At 69.8% G+C, this 25680-nt stretch carries 19 protein-coding genes; 11 read left to right on the top strand and 8 right to left on the bottom strand.

The window, feature by feature from the left end:
* Positions 1-3: 3 nt before the first annotated feature.
* From M8A51_RS23855 to M8A51_RS23835, 5 genes are read right to left on the bottom strand one after another with little or no spacing between them, the layout of a single operon-like run.
* A complete protein-coding gene (locus M8A51_RS23855) occupies positions 4-924 on the bottom strand; it encodes an ABC transporter permease (protein ID WP_251781092.1) in 921 nt (306 codons plus the stop codon).
* Positions 925-926: 2 nt separating this feature from the next.
* Positions 927-2021, bottom strand: a complete 1095-nt coding sequence (locus tag M8A51_RS23850) for an ABC transporter permease (protein ID WP_251781090.1) — start codon at positions 2019-2021, stop codon at positions 927-929.
* The gene (locus M8A51_RS23845; protein WP_251781088.1) at positions 2008-3549 is read right to left on the bottom strand and encodes an ABC transporter ATP-binding protein; all 1542 of its coding nucleotides are present in this window, start codon (positions 3547-3549) and stop codon (positions 2008-2010) included. Before M8A51_RS23845 ends, M8A51_RS23850 begins: the two co-directional genes overlap by 14 nt.
* A gap of 8 nt (positions 3550-3557) precedes the next feature.
* Positions 3558-4865, bottom strand: coding sequence for a guanine deaminase (guaD, locus tag M8A51_RS23840; RefSeq protein ID WP_251781086.1), 1308 nt, complete (start codon positions 4863-4865; stop codon positions 3558-3560).
* Positions 4862-5830, bottom strand: a complete 969-nt coding sequence (locus tag M8A51_RS23835) for a LysR family transcriptional regulator (protein WP_251781085.1) — start codon at positions 5828-5830, stop codon at positions 4862-4864. The genes guaD and M8A51_RS23835 overlap by 4 nt, the downstream gene beginning before the upstream one ends.
* 96 nt (positions 5831-5926) lie before the next feature.
* On the opposite strand from M8A51_RS23835, the gene xdhA reads away from it, so the two are divergent.
* The 9 genes from xdhA to M8A51_RS23790 all read left to right on the top strand — a co-directional run bounded on the left by xdhA (position 5927) and on the right by M8A51_RS23790 (position 18141).
* Positions 5927-7408 (top strand): xanthine dehydrogenase small subunit, encoded by a 1482-nt coding sequence (gene xdhA / locus M8A51_RS23830; protein WP_251781083.1) that lies wholly within the window; start codon positions 5927-5929, stop codon positions 7406-7408.
* Positions 7405-9720 carry a xanthine dehydrogenase molybdopterin binding subunit gene (gene xdhB, locus M8A51_RS23825; protein ID WP_251781081.1) on the top strand — a complete coding sequence of 772 codons (2316 nt, stop codon included), beginning with the start codon at positions 7405-7407 and terminating at the stop codon, positions 9718-9720. The genes xdhA and xdhB overlap by 4 nt, the downstream gene beginning before the upstream one ends.
* Positions 9717-10520, top strand: a complete 804-nt coding sequence (xdhC, locus tag M8A51_RS23820) for a xanthine dehydrogenase accessory protein XdhC (RefSeq protein ID WP_251781079.1) — start codon at positions 9717-9719, stop codon at positions 10518-10520. Before xdhB ends, xdhC begins: the two co-directional genes overlap by 4 nt.
* A gap of 54 nt (positions 10521-10574) precedes the next feature.
* Positions 10575-11210 (top strand): DsbA family oxidoreductase, encoded by a 636-nt coding sequence (locus M8A51_RS23815; RefSeq protein WP_251781077.1) that lies wholly within the window; start codon positions 10575-10577, stop codon positions 11208-11210.
* 10 nt (positions 11211-11220) lie between these two features.
* A complete protein-coding gene (locus M8A51_RS23810) occupies positions 11221-12129 on the top strand; it encodes a lytic transglycosylase domain-containing protein (protein WP_251781076.1) in 909 nt (302 codons plus the stop codon).
* A gap of 199 nt (positions 12130-12328) precedes the next feature.
* Positions 12329-15439, top strand: coding sequence for a response regulator (locus M8A51_RS23805; protein ID WP_251781074.1), 3111 nt, complete (start codon positions 12329-12331; stop codon positions 15437-15439).
* Between the two features lie 6 nt (positions 15440-15445).
* Complete coding sequence (locus M8A51_RS23800) at positions 15446-16270, top strand: CheR family methyltransferase (RefSeq protein WP_251781072.1); 825 nt, start codon at positions 15446-15448, stop codon at positions 16268-16270.
* A gap of 7 nt (positions 16271-16277) precedes the next feature.
* Positions 16278-16904 carry a chemotaxis protein CheB gene (locus tag M8A51_RS23795; protein ID WP_251781070.1) on the top strand — a complete coding sequence of 209 codons (627 nt, stop codon included), beginning with the start codon at positions 16278-16280 and terminating at the stop codon, positions 16902-16904.
* A 7-nt stretch (positions 16905-16911) separates the two neighbouring features.
* Positions 16912-18141 (top strand): hybrid sensor histidine kinase/response regulator, encoded by a 1230-nt coding sequence (locus tag M8A51_RS23790; protein ID WP_251781068.1) that lies wholly within the window; start codon positions 16912-16914, stop codon positions 18139-18141.
* Between the two features lie 51 nt (positions 18142-18192).
* Here M8A51_RS23790 and M8A51_RS23785 read toward each other — a convergent pair whose 3' ends face one another.
* Positions 18193-19188: a Bug family tripartite tricarboxylate transporter substrate binding protein gene (locus M8A51_RS23785; RefSeq protein WP_251781066.1), complete on the bottom strand. Its 996-nt coding sequence runs from the start codon at positions 19186-19188 to the stop codon at positions 18193-18195.
* A 395-nt stretch (positions 19189-19583) separates the two neighbouring features.
* On the opposite strand from M8A51_RS23785, the gene M8A51_RS23780 reads away from it, so the two are divergent.
* The gene (locus M8A51_RS23780) at positions 19584-20150 is read left to right on the top strand and encodes a hemerythrin domain-containing protein (RefSeq protein WP_251781065.1); all 567 of its coding nucleotides are present in this window, start codon (positions 19584-19586) and stop codon (positions 20148-20150) included.
* Here M8A51_RS23780 and M8A51_RS23775 read toward each other — a convergent pair.
* Together M8A51_RS23775 and M8A51_RS23770 are read right to left on the bottom strand one after the other, a co-directional pair.
* The gene (locus M8A51_RS23775) at positions 20131-22377 is read right to left on the bottom strand and encodes an ATP-binding protein (RefSeq protein ID WP_251781063.1); all 2247 of its coding nucleotides are present in this window, start codon (positions 22375-22377) and stop codon (positions 20131-20133) included. The two genes, M8A51_RS23780 and M8A51_RS23775, sit on opposite strands and share 20 nt — an antisense overlap.
* Positions 22378-22494: 117 nt before the next feature.
* Positions 22495-23790 carry a glycerate kinase type-2 family protein gene (locus M8A51_RS23770; protein ID WP_251781062.1) on the bottom strand — a complete coding sequence of 432 codons (1296 nt, stop codon included), beginning with the start codon at positions 23788-23790 and terminating at the stop codon, positions 22495-22497.
* A gap of 159 nt (positions 23791-23949) precedes the next feature.
* Between M8A51_RS23770 and M8A51_RS23765 the strand changes: the two genes are divergently transcribed.
* A complete protein-coding gene (locus M8A51_RS23765) occupies positions 23950-25671 on the top strand; it encodes a SulP family inorganic anion transporter (RefSeq protein ID WP_251781060.1) in 1722 nt (573 codons plus the stop codon).
* The last annotated feature ends 9 nt before the right edge of the window (positions 25672-25680 follow it).

Here is a 25680-nt window from a genome sequence, read left to right as displayed (position 1 = left end):
GAATCAACTGCCCGGGTAGAAGGGCTTGCCCAGCGAGGCCGGCATGTTCACCCGGATCCACGTCGGGTTGCGCGAGATCAGCACCAGCACCACGATCGTCGCCAGGTAGGGCAGCGCCGTGAGCACCTGGCTCGCGACCTGCACGCCCTGGCCCTGAAGATGGAACTGCAGCATCGTCACGCCGCCGAACAGGTAGGCGCCAAGCAACACCCGTGCCGGTCGCCAGGTGGCGAAGGTGGTGAGCGCCAGCGCGATCCAGCCTTTGCCGGCGATCATGCCTTCGACCCACAGCGGCGTGTAGACGACCGAGACGTAGGCCCCCGCGACGCCGCACAACGCACCGCCGGTCGTCACCGCCAACAGCCGCAGGCGGCGCACCGGGTAGCCCAGCGCATGCGCCGATTCGGGCGATTCGCCGACCGCGCGCAGCACCAGCCCGTCGCGCGAGCGGTACAGGAACCACGCCAGGCCGAGCGCGAGCACGATCGCCAGGTACACCATGGGGTGCTGCCTGAACAACGCGGGCCCCACGAACGGGATGTCGGCCAGCACCGGCATCTCGAAGCGCATGCGCTCGGACAGCTGGGCCTGTGTGTAGCCGATGCCGACGAAGGCCGAGAAGCCGGCGCCGAACAGGCTGAGCGCCAGCCCCGAGGCGTACTGGTTGGTGTTGAACCAGATCACCAGCACGCCGAAGGCCGCCGCCATCAGCGCGCCGGCCCCCGCGCCCGCGGCGAACGCGAGCACGTCGCTGCCGGTGTGCACGGCCGTGGCGAAGCCGGCGATGGCGGCCACCAGCATCATGCCTTCGGCGCCCAGGTTGACGATGCCGGCGCGTTCGTTGATCAGCAGGCCGAGCCCGGCCAGCGCCAGCACGGTGCCGGCATTCAGCGTGGCGGCGATCAGCAGTGCGATGGATTCCATGGTCAGGCTTTTCCGGGGGCCAGCGGTTGCGCCTTGGCGGAGCCGGCCTGCCAGCGTACGCGGTAGTGGATCAGGGTGTCGCAGGCCAGCAGCGTGAACAGCAGCAGCCCCTGGAACACGCCGGTGATCGACTTCGGCAAGCCCATGCGCGACTGCGCGAGTTCGCCGCCGATGTAGAACATGCTCATCAGCAGGGCCGAGAACACGATGCCGACCGGGTGCAACCGCCCGACGAAGGCCACGATGATGGCCGCGAAGCCGTAGCCGACCGGCACGTAGGGCGTGAGCTGCCCGAGCGGCCCGGCGGCCTCCAGGCCACCGGCCAGCCCGGCCATGCCGCCGGACGCCAGCAGCGCCAGCCACAGCGAGCGGCGTGACGAGAAGCCGGCATAGCGCGCAGCCATGGGCGCCAGCCCGCCCACCTGGAGCTGGAAGCCGGCGTAGGTGCGGAACAGGAACACCCAGAACGCTGCCACCATCGCCAGCGCGATCAGCAGCCCGATGTTCACGCGCAGGCCGGGGAACAGGCGGGGCACCTTGGTGGCCTCGAGGAAGGTGATGGTCTGCGGGAAGTTGTAGCCCTGCGGGTCTTTCCACGGCCCGTAGACCAGATAGCTCAGCACCATGCCGGCGACGTAGACCAGCATCAGGCTGACGAGGATCTCGTTGGCGTTGAAGCGGTCGCGCAGCAGCGCGACGATGCCGGCCCACAGCATGCCGCCGACGATGCCGGCGAGCAGGATCGCCACGACGATCCAGCGGCCGGTGTCCGGCCCGGCCTGCATAGCCACGCCGCCGGCGAACACGGCGCCCAGGATGTACTGCCCTTCGGCGCCGATGTTCCAGACGTTGGAGCGGAAGCACAGGGCCAGGCCCAGCGCGATCAGGATCAGCGGCGTGGCCTTGACCGCCAGCTCGCTCAAGGCATAGCCGCTCTTGACGGGCTCGTAGAAGAACACCTGCAGCCCGCGCACCGGGTCCTTGCCGAGCGCGGCGAACAGCAGCACCCCGAGCACGACGGTGATCGCGAGCGCCAGCAGCGGCGAGGCGATGGACATCGCCTTCGAAGCCTGCGGGCGAGCTTCAAGCTTGAGCATGGGCCACCTCGGCGTCTGCCTTCGGTTCGGTTTCGCGAGGCCACAGCCCGCTCATCCACGCGCCGATCTGCTCGACGGTCGCCTGCGACGCCGCCACCGGCGGCGACATGCGCCCTTGCGCGATCACCACGAGGCGGTCGCAGATCTCGAACAGCTCTTCCAGTTCCTCGCTGACGACCAGCACCGCGCAGCCGGCATCGCGCAGGCTCAGCAGCTCGCTGCGGATCTGCGCGGCTGCGCCGACGTCGACGCCCCAGGTGGGCTGGGCGACGATCAGCACCTTCGGTGCCGCCTCGATCTCGCGGCCGACGATGAACTTCTGCAGGTTGCCGCCTGACAGGCTGCGCGCCGGCGCCTCGGGCCCGCCGGCCTTGACGTTGAAGCGCGTGACCAGGTGCTGTGCCAGCGCGCGCACCGCGCCCACGCGGACCCAGCCGGTGCGCGCGTTCACCGCCTCGGTGCGCGTCAACAGCGTGTTCTCGGCCAGCGACATGGTCGGCACCGCCCCCCGGCCCAGCCGCTCCTCGGGAACGAAATGCAGGCCTTCGTGGCGGCGCCTGCGCGGCGAGTGGCGCGCGATGTCACGACCGAACAGCTGCACCGAGCCCCTGGGTGCACGCAGGTCTTCGCCGGACAGCGCCGCCAGCAGCTCCTGCTGACCATTGCCCGATACGCCGGCGATGCCCAGCACTTCGCCGGCATGCAGCTCGAAGCCGACGCCGTCGAGCGCGGTGCCGAAAGGGTGCGACCTGGCGAGCGACAGGTCGCGCACGCTCAGCGCAACGCCACCGCTCTTCATGGCGCGGTGCACCAGCTGCGGCGGCTCGGCGCCGATCATCAGGCGCGACAGGCTGGCGTTGGTTTCCTGCGTGGGGTCGACCTCCCCGGTGACGCGGCCGCTGCGCAAGACCGTGCAGTGATGGCACAACGCGCGGATCTCGTCGAGCTTGTGGCTGATGTAGAGGATGGAGCAGCCGGTGGCCGCCAACTGGCGCAACGTGACGAACAGCTTCTCGACCGCCTGCGGCGTCAGCACCGAGGTCGGCTCGTCGAGGATCAGCAACTGCGGGTCGGTCAGCAGCGCGCGCACGATCTCGACGCGCTGGCGTTCGCCGACGCTGAGCGTATGCACCGGCCGCTGCGGGTCGACGTCGAGCCCGTACTGGCCGGAAACCGCGCGGATGCGCTCGCTGACCTGCGCCAGGCTCATGCGCCTGTCGAGGCCCAGCCAGACGTTCTCGGCGGCAGTCAGTGTGTCGAACAGCGAGAAGTGCTGGAACACCATGCTGATGCCCAGCTGGCGTGCTTCATGCGGGTTGCGCACGGCGACCGGCTGGCCGTTGAAGAGGATCTCGCCTTCGTCGGGCCGCACCGCGCCGTAGATGATCTTCATCAGCGTCGACTTGCCGGCGCCGTTCTCGCCGAGCACGGCGTGGATCTCGCCGGGCGAGACCTTCAGGTTGACGCCGTCGTTGGCCTTGACCGCGGGGTACTGCTTGCTGATGTCGCGGAGTTCGAGTCGGAGCATGGCGCTGTTCATGCGAGGTCCGGCCTGCGATACAGCTCGCGGCCCGCCACCCAGGTGGAGACGACGTTGCGCTCGTCGCCCAGCGTCATCCATGCGAACACGCGCTCATGCAAGTCGCGCGCCACTTCGATGCGCCGCCGGGCGACAGGGCCCTGCGCCCAGTCCCACACCACGAAGTCGGCCAGTGTACCGGGCGCGAAGTGGCCGATCTCGTGCGATAGCCGCAAGTGACGCGCCGCGCCGTGGGTCGCGCTGTAGAGCGCCTTCCAGGCGGTGAGCTTCTGGCCCTGGAGCGCCAGCACCTTGTAGCCGTCGGCCATCGTGCGCAGCATCGACAGCGCCGTGCCGCCGCCGACGTCGCTGCCCAGGTTGACGTGCACGCCCTGCCCTTCGGTCTTGCCCCAGTCGAACAGCCCGGAGCCGATGAACATGTTGCTCGACGGGCAGAACGCGATGCTGGCGCCGGCCTCGCGCAGCACCTCGCGGTCGGTGTCGTCGAGCCAGATGCCGTGCGCGAACACCGAGCGTGGCGTCATCAGGCCGTGCTGCACGTAGATGTCGAGATAGCTGCGCGCTTCGGGGAACAGCTCGGCCATCCAGCGCACCTCGGCGCGGTTCTCGGCCACGTGCGTCTGCAGGTAGAGGCCCGGGTGGGTGGCGCACAGCCGGCCCGCCATGTGCAGTTGCTCGCGGGTCGACGTGGCTGCGAAGCGCGGTGTCACCGAGTAGGCGGCGCGGCCCTTGCCGTGCCAGCGCTCGATCAGGTCGGTGCAGTCGCGCTCGGCCTGCTCGACGTCGTCGCGCAGCCCGTCGGGGGCATGCCGGTCCATCAGCACCTTGCCGGTCAGCACGCGCATGTCGCGCTGCCCGGCAGCCTGGAACAGCGCCTCCGCCGAGACCTTGTGCACGGTCGGGAACACCGATGCGGCCGTCGTGCCGCAGGCCAGCAGCGAGTCGAGGAACAGCGCCGAGCCGCGCTCGGCTTCGCCGGCGTCGGCGTACTTGCGTTCGGCCGGGAAGGTGTAGGTGTTCAGCCACTCCAGCAGCTCGGTGCCGAAGCTGGCGATCACGTCGAGCTGCGGCGCGTGCACATGGGTGTCGACGAAGCCGGGCAGGACCAGCCGGCCGCGCTGGTCGACGCACGCCCAGCCCTCGCCCGGGGGCTCGTCGCCCGGCTGCGCACCGGTGATCCGGCCGTCCTCGACCAGCAGCCAGTGGTCCGCCCGGAAACGAACCGCCGCGCCTGCGTCGACCTGCCAACCGGGGTCTTCGGGAAAGTCGAGCAGGTCGGCGCGTACCGCCAGGCGTTGGGTCATCGTGTCGTCTCTTTGCGGGCCACCAGGTTGCGGGCCACGTCGCGCACCTGCTCGCGCAGCCAGCGGTGCGCAGCCGACGGGTGGGTGCGGTCGTGCCACAGCTGGTAGTAGCTCATCGGCGGGAAGGCCACCGGGCAGCGCACGGCCTTCACCGGCAGCTGGTCGACATAGCGTTGGCAGAACTGCCGCCCGGTGGTCAGCACCAGCAGGCTGCCGGCCACCATCTGCGGGATCTGCCCGAAGTGTGCACTGCGCACCGTGACCTGGCGCACCAAGCCCTGTGCCTCGAGGTGGGCATCGATGACGCCCCGCGCCCCGCGACCGGTGTGCAGCGGTGTCGGGGCGACGTGCTCGCTGGCCAGGTACTTCTCGACCGTCCACGCGCGCGGGTTGCGCACCGCGGGGTGGTCATGCGCCACCAGGCATACCACCTCGTCGGTCAGCAGCCGGCCCAGGTGCAGGTCTTCGGGAGGCTCGAGCCAGTTGCCGACGACCAGGTCGACGTCGCCGCCGGAGAGCCGGCGCTGCACGTCGAACTCGCCCGACAGCGGCAGCAGGTCGAGCCGCACGCCCGGGGCCGCGCGCTTGAGCGTGGTGACCAGTTGGGGCAGGAACAGCGGGTCCAGGTAGTCGCTGGCCGCCACCCGAAAGGCCTGCTCGCTGTTGGCCGGCTCGAAGCTGCGGCTGCGTTGCCGGCGGCCGAACAGCCGGTCGGCCTGCTGCAGCAGTTCGGCGGCCGGCTCGGCGAGTTCCAGCGCCACCGGGGTCGGCGCCATGCCGTTGCCGGAACGCACCAGCAGCACGTCGCCCGTGACCTGCCGCAGCCGCCGCAGGTGGGCGCTGACGGCAGGCTGCGAGAGATCGAGCTTCATGGCGGCGCGCGAAACGCTGCGTTCGGTGATCAACGTGTGCAGGACCCTGACGAGATGGAGCTCGATCTTGTCGAATTCGTTGCGCTCGGCCATACGTCCTTGCAAATACCCTGTATGCGCATTCTCGTATAGACAGAGGGTGACGACGATGTACCTTTCGGGTATCTCCCGATACGCGCGCCCGCTCCCATGCCCAACCGCCCCGTCCGTTTCATCCGCCAAGGCCAGGTCGTCTCGCTGGCCGACGTGCAGCCCACGCGAACGCTGCTCGACTGGCTGCGAGACGACGCGGGCGCGACCGGCACCAAGGAGGGCTGCGGCGAGGGCGACTGCGGTGCCTGCACCGTCGTGTTGGGCGAGTTGACGGGTGCACCGGGTGCCGAGCGCCTGCGCTACCGGGCCGTCAACAGCTGCATACGCTTCGTCGCATCGATCGACGGCTGCGCGCTGTGGACGGTCGAAGACCTGCAGCGCCCCGACGGCAGCCTGCACCCGGTGCAGCAGGCGCTGGTCGACTGCCACGGTTCGCAGTGCGGCTATTGCACCCCCGGGTTCGCGATGTCGATGTTCGGGCTCTACCAGCAGCGCGTGGCCTGCGATACCCCGCAGCCGGTGACGCGGGAAACCGCGCAGGAGGCGTTGTCCGGCAACCTGTGCCGCTGCACCGGCTACCGGCCGATCATCGACGCGACGCAGCAGATGGTGCAGTACCCGGTGCGCCGGGTCGACGAAGCCGCGCTGGTCGAGCAGTTGAAGTCCTTGCGCACGCAGCCGGCGCTCGAAGGGCCCGCGTTGCGCCCGCAGACGCTGGCGGAGTTGCTGGCGCTGCGCTCGCGGCACCCGCATGCGCAGGTCATCGCCGGCTGCACCGATGTCGGCCTGTGGGTCACCAAGCTGCACATGCACTTCGACACCACGCTGGACGTCACCGGCGTGCGTGAGTTGCAGCGCATCGAAGACACCGGTGGCCGGCTCGAGATCGGCGCCGCCGCCCGTTTGAGCGACGCCTACGCAGCGCTGGTCGCGCAGTGGCCCGGGTTGCAGGTGTTCGCCGCCCGCTTCGCCGGGCTGCCGGTGCGCGAGTCGGGCACGCTGGGCGGCAACGTCGCCAACGGCTCGCCGATCGGCGACTCGATGCCGCTGCTGATCGCGCTGGGCGCGCAGTTGCGCCTGCAAAGCGCACGCGGCATGCGCGAACTGCCGCTGGAAGACTTCTACACCGGCTATCGCCGCAACGTGCTCGCCGCCGACGAAGTACTGACGCACGTGCTGGTGCCGTTGCCGCCGCGTGGGCTGCTGCGCGCCTACAAGCTGTCGAAGCGCTTCGACGACGACATCTCGGCCGTGTGCCTGGCATTGCGGCTGGAGTTCGACCAGGGCCGCGTGGCTGCCGCGAGCATTGGCGCCGGCGGCCTGGCCGCCACGCCGCAACGCGCGCTGCAGACCGAAGCGGCACTGCTGGGGCAGCCCTGGAACGAAACGACGGTACGCGCGGCGATGCAGGCACTGCGCCGAGAGTTCTCGCCGATCAGCGACATGCGCGCGAGCGCCGACTACCGGCGCGAAGCCGCCGGCAACCTGCTGTGGCGCTACTGGCTGGAAAGCCAGGGCACCACCTCGCTGAACCTCGAGGGTCTGACGCTCGCCGCCCTCGACGGAGCCACGCCATGAACGCGCCCGACCTGTTCCCCCCCGCCGCGGCGTGCGGCCAGCCGCACCCGCACGAAAGCGCGCGCGCGCAGGTCGGCGGCACCGCCACATACGTCGACGACATCCCCGAACTCAAAGGCACGCTGTACGCGGCCCCCATCCTGAGCCCGGTCGCCCACGGCAGGCTGCGCGGCATCGACGCGGCCGCGGCGCTGCAGCAGCCGGGGGTGGTCGGCCTCGTCACCGCGGCCGACGTCCCCGGCGACCAGCGCTTCGCCGTCACGGCGCACGACGAGCCGATCTTCGCGATCGACACGGTCGAGCACGTGGGCCAGGTGATCGGGCTCGTCGTCGCCACCACCGTGAATGGTGCGCGCAGGGCGGTCCGCCAGGTGCGTTGCGACATCGCGGCGCTGCCGGCCGTGCTGACGATCGAGCAGGCCTTGCAGGCGCAGAGCTACGTGCTGCCGCCGGTGCACCTGAAGCGCGGCGATGCGCCGGCGGCCATCGCGGCCGCGCCGCACACCTTGAGCGGCGAGTTCTCCGTCGGTGGCCAGGAGCACTTCTATCTCGAAGGGCAGGTCGCCTATGCCATTGCGCAGGAGCAGGACGGCTGGCTGATCCACAGCTCGACGCAGCACCCCGGCGAGGTGCAGCATTGGGTCGCCGACGCGTTGGGGCTGGACCACCACCATGTGCGCGTCGAATGCCGGCGCATGGGCGGCGGCTTCGGTGGCAAGGAAACGCAGGCCGGGCACCTGGCGGTGTGGGCTGCGCTGGCCGCACGCAAGTTCTTGCGTCCGGTGAAACTGCGGCTGGAGCGCATCGACGACTTCATGGTCACGGGCAAGCGGCACAACTTCCTGTACCGCTACACCGTGGGCTTCGACGACAGGGGCCGCATTCTCGGGTTGCAGCTGATGCTGGCGTCGCAATGCGGCTTCTCCGCCGACCTGTCCGGCCCGGTCAACGACCGCGCGGTGTTCCACGTCGACAATGCCTACTTCCTCGAGCACGTCGAGATCGACTCCTACCGCTGCAAGACGCACACGCAGAGCAACACCGCCTTCCGAGGTTTCGGCGGCCCGCAGGGCATGATCGCCACCGAGGCGGTGCTGGGCGACATCGCACGCCACCTGGGGCTCGACCCGCTGATGGTGCGCGAACGCAACTTCTACGGCCCCCCCGGGCGCCATGTCACGCACTACGGCATGGCGGTCGAGGACAACATCGCGCCGCAGCTGGTGGCACGACTCGCCGCCGACAGCCGCTACCCGGAACGGCGCGCGCGCATCGAGCAATGGAACGCGCGGCACCCGGTGCTCAAGCGCGGGCTGGCGATCACGCCGGTCAAGTTCGGCATCTCGTTCACCGCGACCTTCTTCAACCAGGCCGGCGCGCTGGTCCACGTCTATGGCGACGGCACGGTGCAGGTGAACCACGGCGGCACCGAGATGGGCCAGGGCCTGCACACCAAGGTGTGCCAGATCGTGGCCGACGAACTGGGCGTACCGTTCGAGCGCGTGCGCATCACCGCCAGCGACACCAGCAAGGTGCCCAACGCGTCGGCGACCGCGGCGTCGAGCGGCACCGACCTCAACGGCCGGGCGGCACAGTTCGCCGCGCGCCAGATACGACAGCGGCTGGCCGAGTTCGTCGCGCAGCACCAGGGCTGTGACGCGGCCTCGGTGGTGTTCGCCGGCGGCAAGGTGGTCACGCCGCAGGAGGCGCGCGACTTCGGCGACGTCGTGCACGCGGCCTACATCGCGCGGGTGCAGCTGTGGTCCGACGGCTTCTACGCCACGCCCAAGATCCACTACGACAAGCACACGCTGAGCGGCCGCCCGTTCTACTACTTCGCCTACGGCGCCGCGTGCACCGAGGTGGTCGTCGACACGCTGACCGGCGAGAACAGGGTGCTGGCCGTCGACATCCTGCACGACGTGGGCCGCAGCCTGAACCCGGCCATCGACATCGGTCAGATCGAGGGCGGTTTCGTGCAGGGCATGGGCTGGTTGACGACCGAAGAGCTGAAGTGGAACGCCGACGGCAAGCTCGCCACGCATGCGCCGAGCACCTACAAGATCCCCACCGCCGGCGACGTGCCGCGGCATTTCAAGGTGGCGCTGTGGCCCGAGCCCAACCGCGAGGACAACGTGTTCGGCTCCAAGGCCGTCGGCGAGCCGCCCTTCATGCTGGCGATCTCGGTCTACGAGGCGCTGCGCGATGCCGTCGCTGCGGTGGCGCCCGAGCGGCGCGAGCCGGTGGTGCTGCACGCGCCGGCGACACCCGAGTCGGTGCTGAGCGCCGTGCGGACCCGACGCGCGCCATGAAACACGCCGCCCGCGAGTGGCTGGCCCGGGGTGAGCCGGCCGTGATGGTCGAGGTGCTCGCCACGCAAGGCTCGGCGCCGCGCGAAGCGGGCACCCGCATGCTGGTCAGCGCTGCACACGCGCTCGGCACCATCGGCGGCGGCCACCTCGAGCTGGAGGCGATCGACCTCGCGCGCCGCAGCCTGCCGATGGGCCCCGGCGACGACTTCGAGCAGCGCTATGCGCTCGGGCCCACGCTGGGCCAGTGCTGCGGCGGGGTGGTCACGCTGCGCTTCGCTGCGTTGACCGAGTCCGTGCTGACCCGCTGGCCGGAGCAGGCGCCGCTGTTCCACCTGCAGCTCTACGGCGCCGGCCATGTGGGCCGGGCCATCGTGCGCCTGCTCTCTACGTTGCCCTGCAGCGTGCAGTGGATCGACGAGCGGGAGCACGAGTTCCCGTCGTCCTGGCCCCAGGGCTGGCCGCCGCAGGTGGAGCGGCTGTGCGTCGACGCGGTCGAGGCCGAGGTGGCCAACGCCCCGTCGGGCGCGTGCTACCTGGTCCTGACGCACCGCCACGATCTCGACCTGCGCATCACCGAAGCCATCCTCCGGCGTGGCGATTTCCGCTACTTCGGGCTGATCGGCTCGAAGACCAAGCGCGAGCGCTTCATTCACCGGCTGCAGGCACAGGGCGTCGCGCAGCAGGCGATCGACCGCATGACCTGCCCGATCGGCGTGCCGGGCATCGAGGGCAAGGCACCGGAGGTGATTGCGATGGCGGTGGTGGCCCAATTGCTGCAGACCGGCGGCGGGCCACGCTGACCCCCTCGACCGGGGGCAGGCAGAGGACGGCGCATTCGCCTACGATGGCCCCCCATGAAGATCGATTTCGTTTCAGACGTGGCCTGCCCCTGGTGCGCCATCGGCCTGCACTCCCTGGAGCGCGCGCTCGAACACCTGGGCCCCGACTTTCCGGTCGAGCTGCACTTCCAGCCGTTCGAGCTGAACCCCGGCATGGCGCCCGAGGGCCAGGACCTGGTCGACTACCTGTCGAAGAAGTACGGGCTCACCGCACAGCAGGTGGAACAGAACCAGGAAGCCATTCGCCAGCGCGGCGAGGCCGTCGGCTTCACCTTTCGCATGGACCGGCGCACGCGCAGCTACAACACCTTCGATGCCCACCGGCTGCTGCATTGGGCCGGGCTGCAGGGCCGGCAACGCGAACTGAAGCATGCGCTGTTCAGCGCCTATTTCACCGAGGGAGACAACCCCGGCGCGCGTGACGTGCTGCTGCGCTGTGCCGGCGCGGTAGGCCTCGATGAGTCGCAGGCCGGCGAGGTGCTCGACGGCGGCCGCTACACCGACGAGGTGCGCGAGCGCGAGCGCTTCTATCAGGACGCAGGCATCCATGCGGTGCCGGCCGTGATCATCGATGACCGGCACCTGATCTCCGGCGGGCAGCCGCCCGAGGTTTTCGAGCGGGCGCTGCGGCAGCTCGCCGCAGGCAGCTGAGGAGTCGCGCGTGCGCGCCCCCCGCGGCCTGCTCGCGCTGGCGCTGTGCGCCGGGGCTGCGTGGGCGTGCGCGTCGGGCCCCGAGACGCAGCCCGAAGGCGACGACGAGAACATCGTGATCGCGCTGCTGCGAGCCGAAGCCGCCGGCTACGAGCATGGCAACGGCGTTGCGCAGGACGGGCCGCGTGCCGCGGCGCTGTATTGCCGTGCCGCGCGCCTGGGTGACCCCGAATCGCAGTTCAGCCTCGGCTGGATGTATGCCAACGGCCGCGGCGTCGAGCGCAACGACTCGGCCGCCGCCTTCTTCTTCCATGCTGCAGCCGAGCAGGGCTACCAGCAGGCGGCCCACATGCTGCGCAGGGTCGGCGGGCCGCCGAACGAGGTGCCCGACTGCATGCGCGAAGCGCCCGCGCCTGCGCCCTCGCCGGTGCGGCAGGCCGCGCGGGCTGCGGCGCTTCCCATCCTGGCGAATGCGCCCAAGGACATCGCCGACCTGGTGCTGAAGATGGCGCCGGACTATGGCGTGCAGCCGCAGCTCGCGCTCGCCATCATCGAGGCCGAATCGAACTACGACACCGTCGCGCTGTCGCCGCGCAATGCAAAGGGGCTGATGCAACTGATCCCCGAGACCGCTGCGCGCTTCAACGTCGCCAACCCCTACGACCCGGCGCAGAACATACGCGGGGGGCTGGCCTACCTGCGCTGGCTGCTGGCCTACTTCGAAGGCGACGTGACCCTGGTCGCCGCCGCGTACAACGCGGGCGAAGGCACCGTGGAACGCTACCGCGGCGTGCCACCTTACATGGAAACGCGCGCCTACGTCCGCCGCATCCTGCACACCGCCGGGCTGGCCATGCACGCCTACGACGCCCGGGTGACGACGCCGTCGCGGGCTCTGCGCCTGATCCGCAGCCGCTGACCGCAGCGGGAACGGCGATTGCTCATTGCCTCCGGGTCGGCTGCCCGGCCGGGTTCGGCACACATGCTTTCGGTTACAGGGTCGCCGGCAACCCCCTGGAAAAATTGCCAGGGCTTGCGGCCAAGCTGGCGCCAGCCCTGGAGCCGTGGCGTCGCCGCCGGCTCGCCACCCATGCCCTTGACGTTCCGCGCCGCCACGCATGCCTCCTCGACACACTCCGTCCCACCTGCTCATCCACACGCTGATCGCCACGCTGACCGTGTTGATCTTCGCCGTCGATCTCGTCACGCGGCTGGGCTTCGCGGAGTGGGTGCTCTACCTGCTGCCTGTCGGGCTGTGCGTGCTTCAGTCGCGCCCCTCGGTGCCGCTGGTCGCCGCAACCGCCGCGTCGCTGCTGATCGTGGTCGGGTTCTTCTTCTCGCCGCCGAGCGGCAGCTCCGTTCAGGTCATGGTCAACCGTGCCATGGGCATGTTCGCGATCTGGACCACCGCGATCCTGGTCTGCCAGGTGCTGCGCGGGCGCTTGCAAGTGCAGCGCCAACTCTGGTTGCAGCAGGGAGAGGCGGCCTTGTCGCAAAGCGTGGTCGGGGAACAGACGCTGATGGATCTCGGGCAGGCCGTGTGCGCGACGCTGGCTCGCTTTGCCGGCGCTACCGTGGCCGTGCTGCACCGGTTGGAAGGGCAGTTGCTGCACCCGACCGGCTCTTACTCGCTCGCGGCTGCCACCGAAGGGCTGGCGCCGCTGCGCGTGGGCGACGGCGTGGCAGGCCAGGTCGCCCGCGACGGCCAACCCCAGTGGTTGCAGGGGCTGCCGCCCGACTACCTGCGCATCAGTTCGTCGCTCGGCTCCGCCGCGCCGGTCGCGGTGCTCGCAGCGCCGGTCAGCGTCGACGGCAGGACCTGCGGGGTGATCGAGCTGGGCTTCACCGGCACCCCGGTCCACGCGCAGGCGGTGCGAGACCTGGCAGCCCAGGTGGCCGAAACGATCGGCGTGGCGCTGCGCTCCGCGGCCTACCGGCAGCGCCTGGTCGAGCTGCTGGAAGAAACCCAGCGCCAGAGCGAGGAACTGCAGGCCCAGCAGGAGGAACTGCGCGTCTCCAATGAAGAACTCGAGGAACAGAGCCGTGCGCTGCAGGACTCGCAAGCCCGGCTCGAAGCGCAGCAGTCCGAGCTCGAGCAGACCAACGTGCGGCTGGAGGAGCACACGCAGCGGCTGGAGCGCCAGCGGCAGGACTTGTTGATCGCACAGCAGGCGCTGCAGCTCAACGCCGAGAAGCTGGAAAGCGCGAGCCGCCACAAGTCGGAGTTCCTCGCCAACATGTCGCACGAGCTGCGCACACCGCTGAACAGTTCGCTGATCCTGTCCAAGCTGTTGGCCGACAACCGCACGGGCAACCTGACCGCCGAGCAGGTGAAGTTCGCGCAATCCATCCATTCGGCCAACAACGACCTGCTCACGCTGATCAACGACATCCTCGACCTGTCGAAGATCGAGGCCGGGCACGTCGAGGTGAACGTCGAACGCGTCGCGGTGGCCGACGTGCTCAACCGCTTGCGCGACGTGTTCGCACCGATGGCCGAGCAGAAGGGCCTGGTGTGGTCGACCACAGTGGCACCGGCCGTCGCCGAGACGCTGCTGACCGACGGGCAGCGCCTGCAACAGGTCCTGCGCAACCTGCTGTCGAACGCGCTGAAGTTCACCGAGCGCGGCGAGGTCGCGCTCCAGGTCAGCGTGCCGGCGCCGGGCCGCATCGCATTTTCGGTGCACGACACCGGGGTCGGCATCGCACCCGAGCAGCACGACGTGGTGTTCGAAGCGTTTCGCCAGGCCGACGGATCCACCAGCCGCAAGTACGGCGGCACCGGGCTGGGCCTGTCGATCTCACGCGAGCTGGCGCACCTGCTGGGCGGGGAGATTCGGCTGCAGAGCACACCGGGCCAGGGCAGCGTTTTCATGCTCGAGCTGCCGGTGGTGCTGGAGCCGCGTGCCGGCGCCGCCGCCGTACCGCCCGCTGTGCCGATGCAGCAACCGCCCGCCGGACCGTCGCTGCGCACGGCACCGGCACCGGCGGCGTCGCGCCCCGCCCCGTCGCGGGAGCCGGCCGTACAGGACGACCGCGACCGCCTGACACGTCCAGACCGACTGATCCTGGCCGTCGAGGACGACACGCGTTTCGCCGAGGTGCTCTACGGCCTGGTGCGTGAACTGAACTTCGACTGTGTCGTGGCCTCCACCGGCGCCGAGGCATTGGAACTGACGCAGACGCTCAAGCCCGCAGGCATCCTGCTCGACATGAACCTGCCGGACCAGTCCGGCCTGGGCGTGCTGGAGCAGCTCAAGCGCGATCCGTCGACGCGGCACATCCCCGTGCACGTCGTCTCGCTGCACGACCGCTCGCAAACCGCGCTGGAACTCGGCGCCATCGGCTACGCCGTCAAGCCGGTCGACCGCGGCGAACTGGCGAGCGCCGTGCGCAAGATCGAGGGCCGTCTCGGGCGCCGGCGCCCCTCGGTGCTGGTGATCGAGGACGATGCATCGCTGCGCGACAGCATCCGCGCGCTGCTGGCCGCGACCCAGGCCGAGATCACGACCGCAGGCACCGTGCGCGACGCCTTGGCGCAACTGTCGCAGCGCACCTTCGACTGCGTCGTGATGGACCTCGCACTGCCCGACGGCAGCGGCTACGACGTCCTCGAGGCGATGTCGCGCAGCACCGACTACTCGTTCCCGCCCGTGATCGTCTACACCGGCCGCGCCCTGATGCCGGAAGAGGAGCAGCGCCTGCGTCGCTATTCGCGCTCGATCATCATCAAGGGCGCCCGCTCGCCCGAACGCCTGCTCGACGAAGTGACGCTGTTCCTGCACAGCGTCGAGTCGGCGCTGCCGCCCGACCAGCGGCGCCTGCTGGAGCAGGCACGCCAGCGCGACTCGGTGCTCGACGGCCGCACCGTGCTGCTGGTCGAAGACGACGTGCGCAACGTGTTCGCGCTGTCGAGCGTGCTGGAGCCGCTCGGCGTGAAACTGCAGATCGCGCGCAACGGCCGCGAGGCGCTGACACACCTCGAGCGGCTCGACGGCATCGACCTGGTGCTGATGGACCTGATGATGCCGGAGATGGACGGCCTCACCGCGATCCGGCAATTGCGCGCCAATCCGGCCCTGCAGCACTTGCCGGTGATCGCACTCACCGCCAAGGCGATGGCCGACGACCGCCTGCGTTGCCTGGAAGCCGGCGCCGACGATTACATCGCCAAGCCCATCGACGTGGAGCGGCTGGTGTCGCTGTGCCGGGTGTGGGTGCGCAAGTAGGTCGAAATGGACGAGGACACCCGGCTCTTCGACGTCGAGATCCAGCTGCTGCTGGAGGGTGTGTTCCGCGTCTACCAGCACGACTTCCGCAACTACGCCAGCGCCTCGCTGCGCCGGCGCGTGCGGCAGGCGATGGAACGCTTTTCCTGCCTCAGCATCTCGGAGCTGCAGCACCTGGTGCTGCACGACCGTCGCGTCTTTGCGCAGATGCTGCAGTACTTCACGGTGCAGTTGAGCGAGCTGTACCGCGATCCGGGCTATTTCCTCGCGTTGCGGCAGGAAGTGGTGCCGGTGCTCAAGACCTATCCGTCGGTCAAGGTCTGGGTGGCGGGCTGCAGTTCGGGCGAGGAACTGTGGTCGCTGGCGATCCTGTTCGACGAGGAAGACCTGCTGGAGCGCACGGTGTTCTATGCCACCGACATCAACCCTGAGGCACTGCGCACGGCAGAAGCCGGCATCTACCCGCTCGACCGCATCGCACAGTTCAGCAGCAATTACCGCGAGGCGGGCGGGCGGCACTCGCTGTCGGACTACTACGTCGCCGCCTACGACGCCGCAGCGTTCGACCGCCGGCTGCGCCGCCAGGCCGTGTTCGCCGACCACAGCCTGGCCACCGACAGCGTGTTCTCCGAGGTGCACCTGGTCTCGTGCCGCAACGTGCTGATCTACTTCAATCGCAGCTTGCAGGACCGGGCCATCGGGTTGTTTCGGGAAGCGCTGGTGCGGCGGGGGTTTCTGGGTCTTGGCAGCCGTGAGTCGCTGCGCTTCACGGCCCACGCAGACGGCTTCGAGGAAGTGGTGCCCGAGCACCGCATCTACCGGAGCAAGTGAGGACGACATGGCGCCTGAGGATCCGACCTGCGTCGCCGCGGCCCATCTCCGGGCGGTTGCCATCGGCGCGTCCGCCGGCGGCGTGGACGCGCTCGGGGCCTTGTTGCCCGGTCTGCCCGCGGGCTTCCCGCTGCCGGTGCTGGTGGTGCTGCACCTGCCGCCGCAGCGCCCGAGCCAGCTGGCGGCGATGTTCAATGCACGTTGCGCGGTCGACGTGCACGAAGCGCAGGACAAGGAGCCGATCCGTCCCGGCACCGTCTATTTCGCGCCACCGGACTACCACCTGCTGGTCGAGCCCGACTTCACGCTGGCGCTGTCGGTCGATCCGCCGGTGCTCTACTCGCGCCCGGCGATCGACGTGCTGTTCGAATCGGCGAGCGCGGCCTACGCCGAGGGCCTGCTCGCGATCGTGTTGACCGGCGCGAGCCACGACGGCGCCGCCGGGCTCGCTGCCGTGCGGCGTGCGGGCGGCACCGCCTGGGTGCAGCAACCAGCGTCGGCGGCGAGCCCGGTGATGCCGGCCGCGGCCTTGCGTGCCGCCGGCGCCGACGCCACCTACACGTTGTCCGAGATGGGCAAGCTACTTGCCACCTTGGCCGAATCCGCCCCGCCCGCGCACGGGCGACTCAACTGAGCCGAACATGGAACAGGACACACACTTGCTGGTCGTCGACGACGTGGAGCAGAACCTCGTGGCCATGGATGCGCTGCTCGCACGCCCCGGTGTGCGCGTGCTGCGCGCGCGCTCGGGCATGGAGGCGCTCGAGAATCTGCTCGCACACGATGTCGCTGCGGCACTGTTCGACGTGCACATGCCGGGGATGGACGGCTTCGAGCTGGCCGAACTGGTGCGCGGTTCGCAGCGCACGCGCCACATCCCCATCATCTTCCTGACCGCCGCAGCCGCCGACCAGCAGCGCTCGTTCCGCGGCTACGACGCCGGGGCGGTCGACTTCCTGCACAAGCCGGTCGAGCCGCACGTGCTGATCAGCAAGCTCAACGTGTTCATCGAGATGCACCGCCAGCGCCGCCAGCTCGCGCAGCAGATGGAAGCATTGCAGCGCGCACTGCAACTCAACGAAATGTTCACCGCGGTGCTCAGCCACGACCTGCGCACGCCGTTGTCGGTGGTCAAGCTCAGTTCCGAGCTGTTGCTGCTGCAGGGCAAGGACGAGATGTCCCGGACCATCGGCCAGCGACTGAAGTCAAGCAGCGTGCGCATGTCGCGGATGGTGGAGCAACTGCTGGACGTGTCGCGGTTGCGCAGCGGCGGTCTGAGGCTGAAGTACGCGCCGGCCGACCTGGGCGTGCTGTGCGAGCAGATCCGCAGCGAGTTCGACCTGGGCGGCGCGTCGGCTCGCGTGCAGGTGCATGAAGACGGCGACCTGACCGGCCACTTCGACGTCGACCGCGTCCTGCAGGTGCTCGCCAACCTGATCGGCAATGCACTCGACCACGGCGATGATCGCGGCATGGTGCAGGTGCACCTGGACGGCACGCAGCCCGACGTGCTGAAGATCTGCGTGCGCAACAAGGGCACCATCCCTGCCGCGGTGATGGCGCGGCTGTTCGAGCCCTATCACCGCGGCGAGGGCGGCGAACCGCGCGGGCTGGGACTCGGGCTTTACATCGTCGAGCGTTTCGTCGCCGCGCACGGGGGGCAGGCGGTGGCGCATTCGAGTGCCGAGCACGGCACGTCGATCGAGGTGACCTTGCCGCGCCAGGGCGCCGGCGTGCCGAGCGATGCGCCGCCTGCGCTGCAGATGACACCGCCGGCGGGCGCGCCTCAGACCTCGCGCGATTGCGACTGGCCGGGGCCCGCGCCGCGCAGCGGCATGCAGGCTCCGCGGCAGCAGCCCGACGCTCGATGACCGGCTGTCCGCGCGCATGCGCAGCCGGCCATCGCGCGCTGCGGCTCGGCTTCACCCTGTCTTCAGCTTCAGCATCAGCGTCACGGCGTTGGCGATGCCCTGTTCGATCTCCAGGAAGTCGGCGAAGTCCTTGCCGTGCAACAGCGAGCCGTGCCAGTTGTTGTCGGTCAGTGCCTGGCGCCACAGCGGCGTCTCAGATGCACGCACCACCGCCTGGCGCAGCTTGTCCTTCTGCTCGGAACTCAGCCGGCCGGGCGCAAACACGCCGCGCCAGTTCGACAGTTCGGTGTCGATGCCCTGCTCGCGCAGCGACGCGATGCCGAACAAGCCGCGCCGTGACGACACCGCCAGCGGGATCAGCGAGCGGTCGTCGATGCCAGCCTTGAATTCGCTGTAGCCGGAGATCGCGACCGCGGCCTTGCCCGAATGCAGCAGCGCGAGCGCGTCCTTCCCGCTGCTGGTCGGGTGGTATCGCAATGCCGCCGGGTCGGTGCGCAAGGTGCGCGCGATCATGCCGGCCAGCATGTGGTCGACACCGCCGGCCGAACCGCCGACAAAACCTACGCTCCCCAGGTCGCGCCGCATCTCGGCCGCCAGCGCCTTCATGTCGCGCAGCGGGCTGGAGGCCGGCACGACCAGCACCATGTAGTCGCTGGTCAGCCGCGCGATCGGCGTCACGGCCTTGAGCGTCACCTCGCTGCGGTTCACCGCGATGGCGCCGACCATCACCATGCCGCCGATCAGCAGCGCGCCCGGGTCCTCGCCGTAGCGGGCGACGAAGTCGGCCAGGCCGAGCGTGCCGCCCTTGCCGCCCTTGTTCTCGTAGTCGACCTGCTGCGCCATGCCGCCCACCTCGAGCGCACGGCCCAGGCTGCGGCCGGTCTGGTCCCAGCCGCCGCCCGGATTGGCGGGAATGTAGAGCTTCACCCGTGGCAGCGGCGCAACCGGCGGTGTCGTGCGAGGGGTGGTTTGCGCGACAGCGCGGGGCAGCGCGGCGTGGAGCGCGCAAGCCGCAGTGCCGAGTACGGCGTGGCGACGGGTCAGCATGGGCCTCTCCTCCGTTGGGGGTGTGAGCTCATGCTAGGGAGGCCGTCGCCCGGGTCCGAACGGGTTTCCCCCCAAGCCGCTGTCGCGGGGCTTTCGGCCACCTGTCGTCCCGCTGTCAACCGGGGCCAGCCAGCGGCGGACAGAGACGATGTTCATCACGATGGGGCTCCTCGGCTTGGCGAGAACTTTGGCGGGAAGCCGGTGCAAAGACGTTGCGCTGCCTCAAGAAAGCGGCACGATCGAGCGGCCGGACATCCCGGGGTCGGCCCGAATCCGCCGGCGGCTGCCGGGGCGCCGGCCCAGGCCCCTGCCTCCAGCTCGCGGGCATGCGACTTGACCTGGCTCGAGCGAGGCCATGGGCGGCATCCCACAATGGCGGGTTCCAAGGAGTCGTGATGCTGCCCGGTTTTTCCAGCCCCGCCGCCAGTTTCGAGCAGCCGTTCGAAATGCTCGCCGCCTGCCACGACCGCGTGCGGCGCAGCTTGCGGCGCCTGCAGCGGTTGGCCGGCTACCTGCGCGAGCACGGCAGCGACGAGCCGGCACGCCAGGCCGCGACCGATGTGCTGCGCTACTTCGACATCGCTGCCCCCCATCACCACGAGGACGAGGAACGCCACCTGTTCCCGGTGCTGCTGGCGCACGGCAGCGCGCCACTGCGGGCCGCGGTGCAGCGGCTCCAGCACGACCATGCCGAGATGAGCACCGCCTGGGCTGCGCTGCGCCCGGCGTTGCAACGCATCGCGGACGGCACGGCCGGTGGGCTGGCGCCCGACGACGAGGGCCGCATCGGGCACTTCGTGTCGCTGTACGGTGATCACCTGCGCATCGAGGACGAAGAGGTCTACCCGGCCGCGAAGGAACACCTCGACACGCCCGGCCTGGCGCAGATCGGCGCAGAGATGGCACAGCGCCGCGGCGCTGCGTTCCCGCGCCCGGCCGGCGTCAGCGGCGCACGCGACTGACCAGCTGCAGCACGCCTTGCAGCCGGTCTTGCTCGACCGGTTTGGTCAGGTAGTCGTCCATGCCCGCTTCCAGGCAGCGCACGCGGTCCAGCGGCATCGCATGAGCGGTGAGCGCCACGATGGGACAGCGCCAGCCGCGCGCGGCCTCCATCGCGCGGATGCGGTGCGTCAGTTCGATCCCGCTCATGCCGGGGATCTGGATGTCCATGAAGATCAGGTCGAAGTCCTCGGCCTCGCACAGTGCCAGCGCCTCGCCGGCGCTGAGCGCGCACGTCACGTGGTGGCCCATGCGGCGGATCAGGTTGGTCGCGATGAAGCGGTTGACCGCATGGTCGTCGATCAGCAGCACGTGCAGCCCGCTGCCGCTGTCGGGTTCGCCGTCGGTCTCCAGCTCGTCCAGCCCGCGGTAGGCGGTCGACTCGAAACGCGTGCGCGCCTTGTCACGTGACAGGTTCAGGTTCTGTGCCGCGATGGCGGCCCAGTCGCGGCCGAAGTGTGCGTCCGGGTCCTCGGCCTGCACCCGCAGCAGCGGCAGCGTCAGGTGGAAGCGGCTGCCCTTGCCGACCTCGCTTTCGGCCCACAGGCGCCCGCCCATCGCCTCGGCCAGCCGGCGCGAGATCGTGAGCCCGAGCCCGGTGCCGCCGAATTCACGGGTGGTCGAGCTGTCGGCCTGGGTGAAGGACTCGAAGATGCGCTCGAGCTTGTCGGGCGCGATGCCGACGCCGGTGTCTGCCACCAGCAGGTGCAGCACCGCCGCGCCGCCCTGGCCCTCGGGCCAGGCCGAGACGTCGACGCGGCCCTGGCGCGTGAACTTGATCGCGTTGCCCACCAGGTTCACCAGGATCTGCCGCAGCCGCAGCGGGTCGGCCACCAGTTGCGACGGCACGTCGGGGGCCACCAGGCAGATCAACTGCAGGCTTTTCTCGCGTGCTCGCGGCTCGAGCGGCGCCACCGCTTCCTGCAGCAGCGTGCGCACATCGAAGGCAAGGTGCTCGACGCTCATGCGGCCGGCTTCGATGCGCGACAGATCGAGGATGTCGTTGATGATGTTCAGCAGCGAGGTCGACGACGAGCGCACCAGCGTCAGGTAGCGGCGCTGGGTGTCGGTCAGCGGCGTTTCCAGCGTCAGGTCGACAAGACCCATGATGCCGTTCATCGGCGTGCGGATCTCGTGGCTCATGTTGGCGAGGAACTCGCTCTTCGCGCGGCTGGCGGCTTCGGCCGCGGTCTTCGCGTCGCGCAGTTCGGTCTCGACGCGCTTTTGCTGGGTGATGTCGGTGATCACGCCGAGCACGCCACCGATCGCCCCGTTGGTGCCGGTGAACAGCGTCTTGCTGAAGATGACGTCGCGCAGCTCGCCGGTGGGCAGCGTCAGGCGCGTCTCGTAGGTCTGGATGCCGCCGCTGCGATACAACAGCTCGTCGTGCGCTTCTTCTTCGCGACCGGCGTTGTCGGGGCGCAGGTCGGCTGCCGTGCGGCCGAGCCAGTCTTCGCGACGCAGGCCGAACAGCGTTTCGCAGGCGCGGTTGCAGCCGATGTAACGGCCGAGGCGGTCCTTGAAGTAGACCGGGTTGGGAATGATCTCGACCAGCTCCTCGATGAAACGCAGCTGGTGCAGCGACTCCTCTTCGGCCACCCGACGGTCGGTGACGTCGCTGTGCGTGCCGACCATGCGCAGCGCGCGCTGGTCGGCATCGCGCTTCACGACGCGCCCACGCGAGCGCACCCAGCGCCACTGACCGCCCTTGGCACGCACGCGGAACTCGGCTTCGTAGTGCGGCACTTCGCCGCGCAGATGGGCCTGCAGGCGCTCGCGTGCGTCGCTGCGATCGTCCGGGTGCATGTGCTCGCGCCAGCCGGCGAGATCGAGCTCGATCTCGCCGGGCTCGTAGCCGAGGATTTCGCTCAGGCGCAGGCTGAAGTAGGCGCGCTCGTTCGCGAGGTCCCAGTCCCACAACGCATCCTGCACGCTGTGCATCGCCAGTTCGAGCCGCTCGTGGCGCACTCGCTCGGCCTGCAGCGCCTCCATGGCTTGCTCGGCGCGCGCCTCCAGCTGCACGTAGGAGGCGTCGATCTGGTCGAGCCAGCGTTTCAGGCGTGCAAAATCACGCGCGCGCTGCGCCGGTTCGGCGTGCGCCAGTGCAGTGCACCATTGCTCGAGTTCGGAGGGGTCGCTCAACCCCAGGCCGCCTTTCAGCAGCCTCAGCAGCGAGGGCCCCCAACTCATGCGTGTGCGCTCATAGACAGGTCGATCACCCGATACACGAAATGCATGACCCCGGCATTGTGCCTCGCACTGTGCGCCGGTGTCGGCGCGAGCCTTCGATCCCGGGGTAAAGAGGTGTCAATCGCGCGTGTCATGCCCGAGCACGAGCATCGCGCGAAAGTCGTTGACGTTGGTGAACGTGGGGCCGGTCATCACCAGGTCGTCCAACGCCTCGAAGAAGCGATAGGCGTCGTGACGGTCGAGAAAGTCCTGCGCGTTCAGCCCGCGCTCGGCGGCGCGCCGCAGCGTGTCCGGCGTGGCGATGGCGCCGGCGTTGTCTTCGGAACCGTCGATGCCGTCGGTGTCGGCGGCCAGCACATGCACGCCCGGCTCGCCCTGCAGCGCCAGCACCGTCCCCAGCAGGAACTCGCTCGCGCGCCCGCCGCGCCCGGCCTCGCCTCGCACCGTGACGGTGGTCTCGCCGCCGGAAAGGATCACGCACGGCGCCGCGAACGGCTGGCCGCGCCGCGCCACCTGGCGCGCGAGCGCCGCGTGCACCTGGCCGACGGTGCGCGACTCGCCTTCGATCTCGTCGCCGAGGATGTGCGCCTCGAAGCCCGCCGCACGGGCAGCCTCGGCAGCTGCCTCCAGCGCCTGCTGCGGTGTCGCGACGAGGTGCACCTCGTGCCCGTGGAAGCGCGGGTCCCCCGGCTTCGGCGTTTCCAGACGCCCGTCGTGCAAGGCCTCGCGCACGCCCGGCGGCACGTCGATGCCGTAGCGGTCGAGGATGCGCAGCGCGTCCTCGCAGGTGCTCGGGTCGGGCACCGTCGGGCCGCTGGCGATGACCGCGGGGTCGTCGCCCGGCACGTCGGAGATCAGCAGCGTGACGACGCGGGCCGGCGCACAACGTGCCGCGAGCCGCCCGCCCTTGACCGCCGAGAGGTGCTTGCGCACGCAGTTCATCTCGCCGATGGCCGCGCCGCTGTGCAGCAGCGCCCGGTTGATGCGCTGCTTGTCGGCCAGGCTGATGCCCTCGGCCGGCAGCGACAGCAGCGCGGAGCCACCGCCGGAGATCAGGCACAGCACCAGATCGTCGGCCGTCAGCCCTTGCGCGAGCGCTGCGATGCGCCCGGCCGCCTGCCGGCCGGCTTCGTCGGGCACCGGGTGCGCCGCTTCGACGATCTCGATGCGGCCGTGGCGCGCCGACGCGGGCACGTGCCCGTAGCGCGTGACGGCCAGCCCGGACAGTGGCGCATCCTTCGGCCACGCCGCGTCGACGGCAGCGGCCATCGCGGCGGCGGCCTTGCCGGCACCGAGCACCAGCGTGCGGCCCTTGGGCGGCGGCGGCAGGCAGGCTGCCAGATTGTGGGCAGGCGAGGCACGGCGCACGGCAACGTCGAGCAGGTGCAACAGCAGGTCGCGAGGGGCTTGCATGAAAGCTTGCAGGAAGGAAATCGCGCTAGCCTACCGCGAGCCGGACGCGCACGCCATGCCCGCAGTCAAGATGTGACGCAGGACAGACAGCGGCCCGCCCTGCCTTGACCCGAACAGCGCCGGCCCTCCATGATGGCCGCGCTTCCCCACGAGGACCGCATGAGCATCAAACTGCCGGGACCGCTGGGCCTCGAAATGGCCGAGTTCCGCCCGCGCCTGTTCAGCGCCCTGCGCGGCTACGACAGCCAGCGCCTGGCCTCGGACGTTTCCGCCGGCCTGACGGTCGGCATCGTCGCACTGCCGCTGGCGATGGCCTTCGCGATCGCCTCGGGCGTGAAGCCCGAACAGGGCGTGTTCACCGCCATCATCGCCGGCTTCCTGATCTCGGCGCTCGGCGGCTCCAGCGTGCAGATCGGCGGGCCCGCCGGCGCCTTCATCGTGATCGTCTACGGCATCGTGCAGCGCTACGGTCTGGGCAACCTGCTGATCGCCACCGTGCTCGCGGGCGGCCTGCTGTTCCTGATGGGGCTGTTCAAGCTCGGCGTGCTGGTGCGCTACATCCCGGTGACGATCGTGATCGGCTTCACCAACGGCATCGCCGTATTGATCGCACTGTCGCAGGTCAAAGACCTGCTCGGCCTGGATATCGACAAGCTGCCGGCCGATTTCTTCACACAGATCCAGGTGCTGGGGCGGCACCTGGGCAGCGTCAATCCCATCGCGGTCGGGATCGGCCTGGCTTGCCTGGCCATCGTGGTGGCCTGGCCCAAGCTGTATGCGTTGCCGTCGGCCATCGCGCTTTCTGCTCGCAGTCAGCTGTGGCTGCGCCGGCTCGCACGCCTGCCCGGCACCATCATCGCGCTCGGCCTGGCGACCGCCGCAACGGCCTGGCTGTCGCTGCCGGTCGAAACCATCGGCTCGCGCTTCGGCGGCATTCCGCAGGGCCTGCCGAGCTTCGCGTTCCCGGACTTCAGCTGGGAGGGCGCGAAGCAGCTGTTCATCCCGACGATCACGATCGCGCTGCTCGGTGCCATCGAATCGCTGCTGTGCGCGCGGGTGGCGGACAACCTGACCGAGCTGCCGCGCCACGACCCGAACCAGGAACTGATGGCACAGGGCGTGGCCAACATCGTCACGCCTTTCTTCGGCGGCATTCCGGCCACCGGCACGATCGCCCGCACCGTGACCAATGTGCGATCGGGCGCCGCGACGCCGGTGGCCGGCATCGTGCATTCGCTGACTTTGCTGCTGGTGGTGCTGGTCGCCGCACCGCTCGCCTCACATGTGCCGCTGGCGGCGCTGGCCGGCATCTTGCTGTTCGTTGCCTGGAACATGGGGGAATGGCGCGAATTCGCGCGCCTGCGGCAGTTCACGCTGCCCTACCGCATCACGCTGGTCGGCACCTTCGTGCTCACGGTCGTGTTCGACCTCACCGTTGCGGTCGAGGTCGGCCTGGTGATGGCCTGCGTGTTCTTCATCTACCGCATGAGCGTGCTGTTCCGCATCGCGCCGCTGCACCTGCCCGCCGCCGGCCGCGACGTGCAGGGCCTCAGCCTGTACGGCTCGCTGTTCTTCGGCGCGGTCGCCAAGGTCGAGGAAGTCTCCGAGCATTTGCGGCCCGGCACGCGCGTGCTGATCCTCGAGATGCACCGTCTGATCTCGATCGACACCACCGGGCTCGACGCGCTGGAACAGTTGCACCGCGACCTGGAACGCAAGGGCGTGCAGCTGATGCTGTGCGAACTGAACGACCAGCCGAAAAGCCTGATGCAGCGTTCCGGCTTCGCGGCACGCATCGGCGAGCGCCACATCGTCGACCATCTCGGCCAGGCGCTGGCGCGGGCGCACCCTCCCGATGCGGCCGCTGCGCCGCCGGTGTAGGCCGGGGGC

Origin of the sequence: Caldimonas mangrovi, from assembly GCF_023721835.1 — a bacterium.
GTDB classification, from domain to species: Bacteria; Pseudomonadota; Gammaproteobacteria; order Burkholderiales; family Burkholderiaceae_C; genus Caldimonas; species Caldimonas mangrovi.
This window is presented reverse-complemented; position numbering and strand designations above follow the sequence as displayed.

Bases quoted from the DNA above. Each gene is read 5' to 3' on its own strand.
- M8A51_RS23770 (WP_251781062.1), bottom strand. From the start codon at position 23,790: ATGCAAGCCCCTCGCGACCTGCTGTTGCACCTGCTCGACGTTGCCGTG.
- M8A51_RS23805 (WP_251781074.1), top strand. From the start codon at position 12,329: ATGCCTCCTCGACACACTCCGTCCCACCTGCTCATCCACACGCTGATC.
- M8A51_RS23835 (WP_251781085.1), bottom strand. From the start codon at position 5,830: ATGGCCGAGCGCAACGAATTCGACAAGATCGAGCTCCATCTCGTCAGG.
- xdhB (WP_251781081.1), top strand. From the start codon at position 7,405: ATGAACGCGCCCGACCTGTTCCCCCCCGCCGCGGCGTGCGGCCAGCCG.
- M8A51_RS23800 (WP_251781072.1), top strand. From the start codon at position 15,446: ATGGACGAGGACACCCGGCTCTTCGACGTCGAGATCCAGCTGCTGCTG.
- M8A51_RS23850 (WP_251781090.1), bottom strand. From the start codon at position 2,021: ATGCTCAAGCTTGAAGCTCGCCCGCAGGCTTCGAAGGCGATGTCCATC.
- M8A51_RS23790 (WP_251781068.1), top strand. From the start codon at position 16,912: ATGGAACAGGACACACACTTGCTGGTCGTCGACGACGTGGAGCAGAAC.
- M8A51_RS23845 (WP_251781088.1), bottom strand. From the start codon at position 3,549: ATGCTCCGACTCGAACTCCGCGACATCAGCAAGCAGTACCCCGCGGTC.
- M8A51_RS23855 (WP_251781092.1), bottom strand. From the start codon at position 924: ATGGAATCCATCGCACTGCTGATCGCCGCCACGCTGAATGCCGGCACC.
- xdhC (WP_251781079.1), top strand. From the start codon at position 9,717: ATGAAACACGCCGCCCGCGAGTGGCTGGCCCGGGGTGAGCCGGCCGTG.
- xdhA (WP_251781083.1), top strand. From the start codon at position 5,927: ATGCCCAACCGCCCCGTCCGTTTCATCCGCCAAGGCCAGGTCGTCTCG.
- M8A51_RS23765 (WP_251781060.1), top strand. From the start codon at position 23,950: ATGAGCATCAAACTGCCGGGACCGCTGGGCCTCGAAATGGCCGAGTTC.
- M8A51_RS23815 (WP_251781077.1), top strand. From the start codon at position 10,575: ATGAAGATCGATTTCGTTTCAGACGTGGCCTGCCCCTGGTGCGCCATC.
- M8A51_RS23780 (WP_251781065.1), top strand. From the start codon at position 19,584: ATGCTGCCCGGTTTTTCCAGCCCCGCCGCCAGTTTCGAGCAGCCGTTC.
- guaD (WP_251781086.1), bottom strand. From the start codon at position 4,865: ATGACCCAACGCCTGGCGGTACGCGCCGACCTGCTCGACTTTCCCGAA.
- M8A51_RS23775 (WP_251781063.1), bottom strand. From the start codon at position 22,377: ATGAGTTGGGGGCCCTCGCTGCTGAGGCTGCTGAAAGGCGGCCTGGGG.
- M8A51_RS23795 (WP_251781070.1), top strand. From the start codon at position 16,278: ATGGCGCCTGAGGATCCGACCTGCGTCGCCGCGGCCCATCTCCGGGCG.
- M8A51_RS23785 (WP_251781066.1), bottom strand. From the start codon at position 19,188: ATGCTGACCCGTCGCCACGCCGTACTCGGCACTGCGGCTTGCGCGCTC.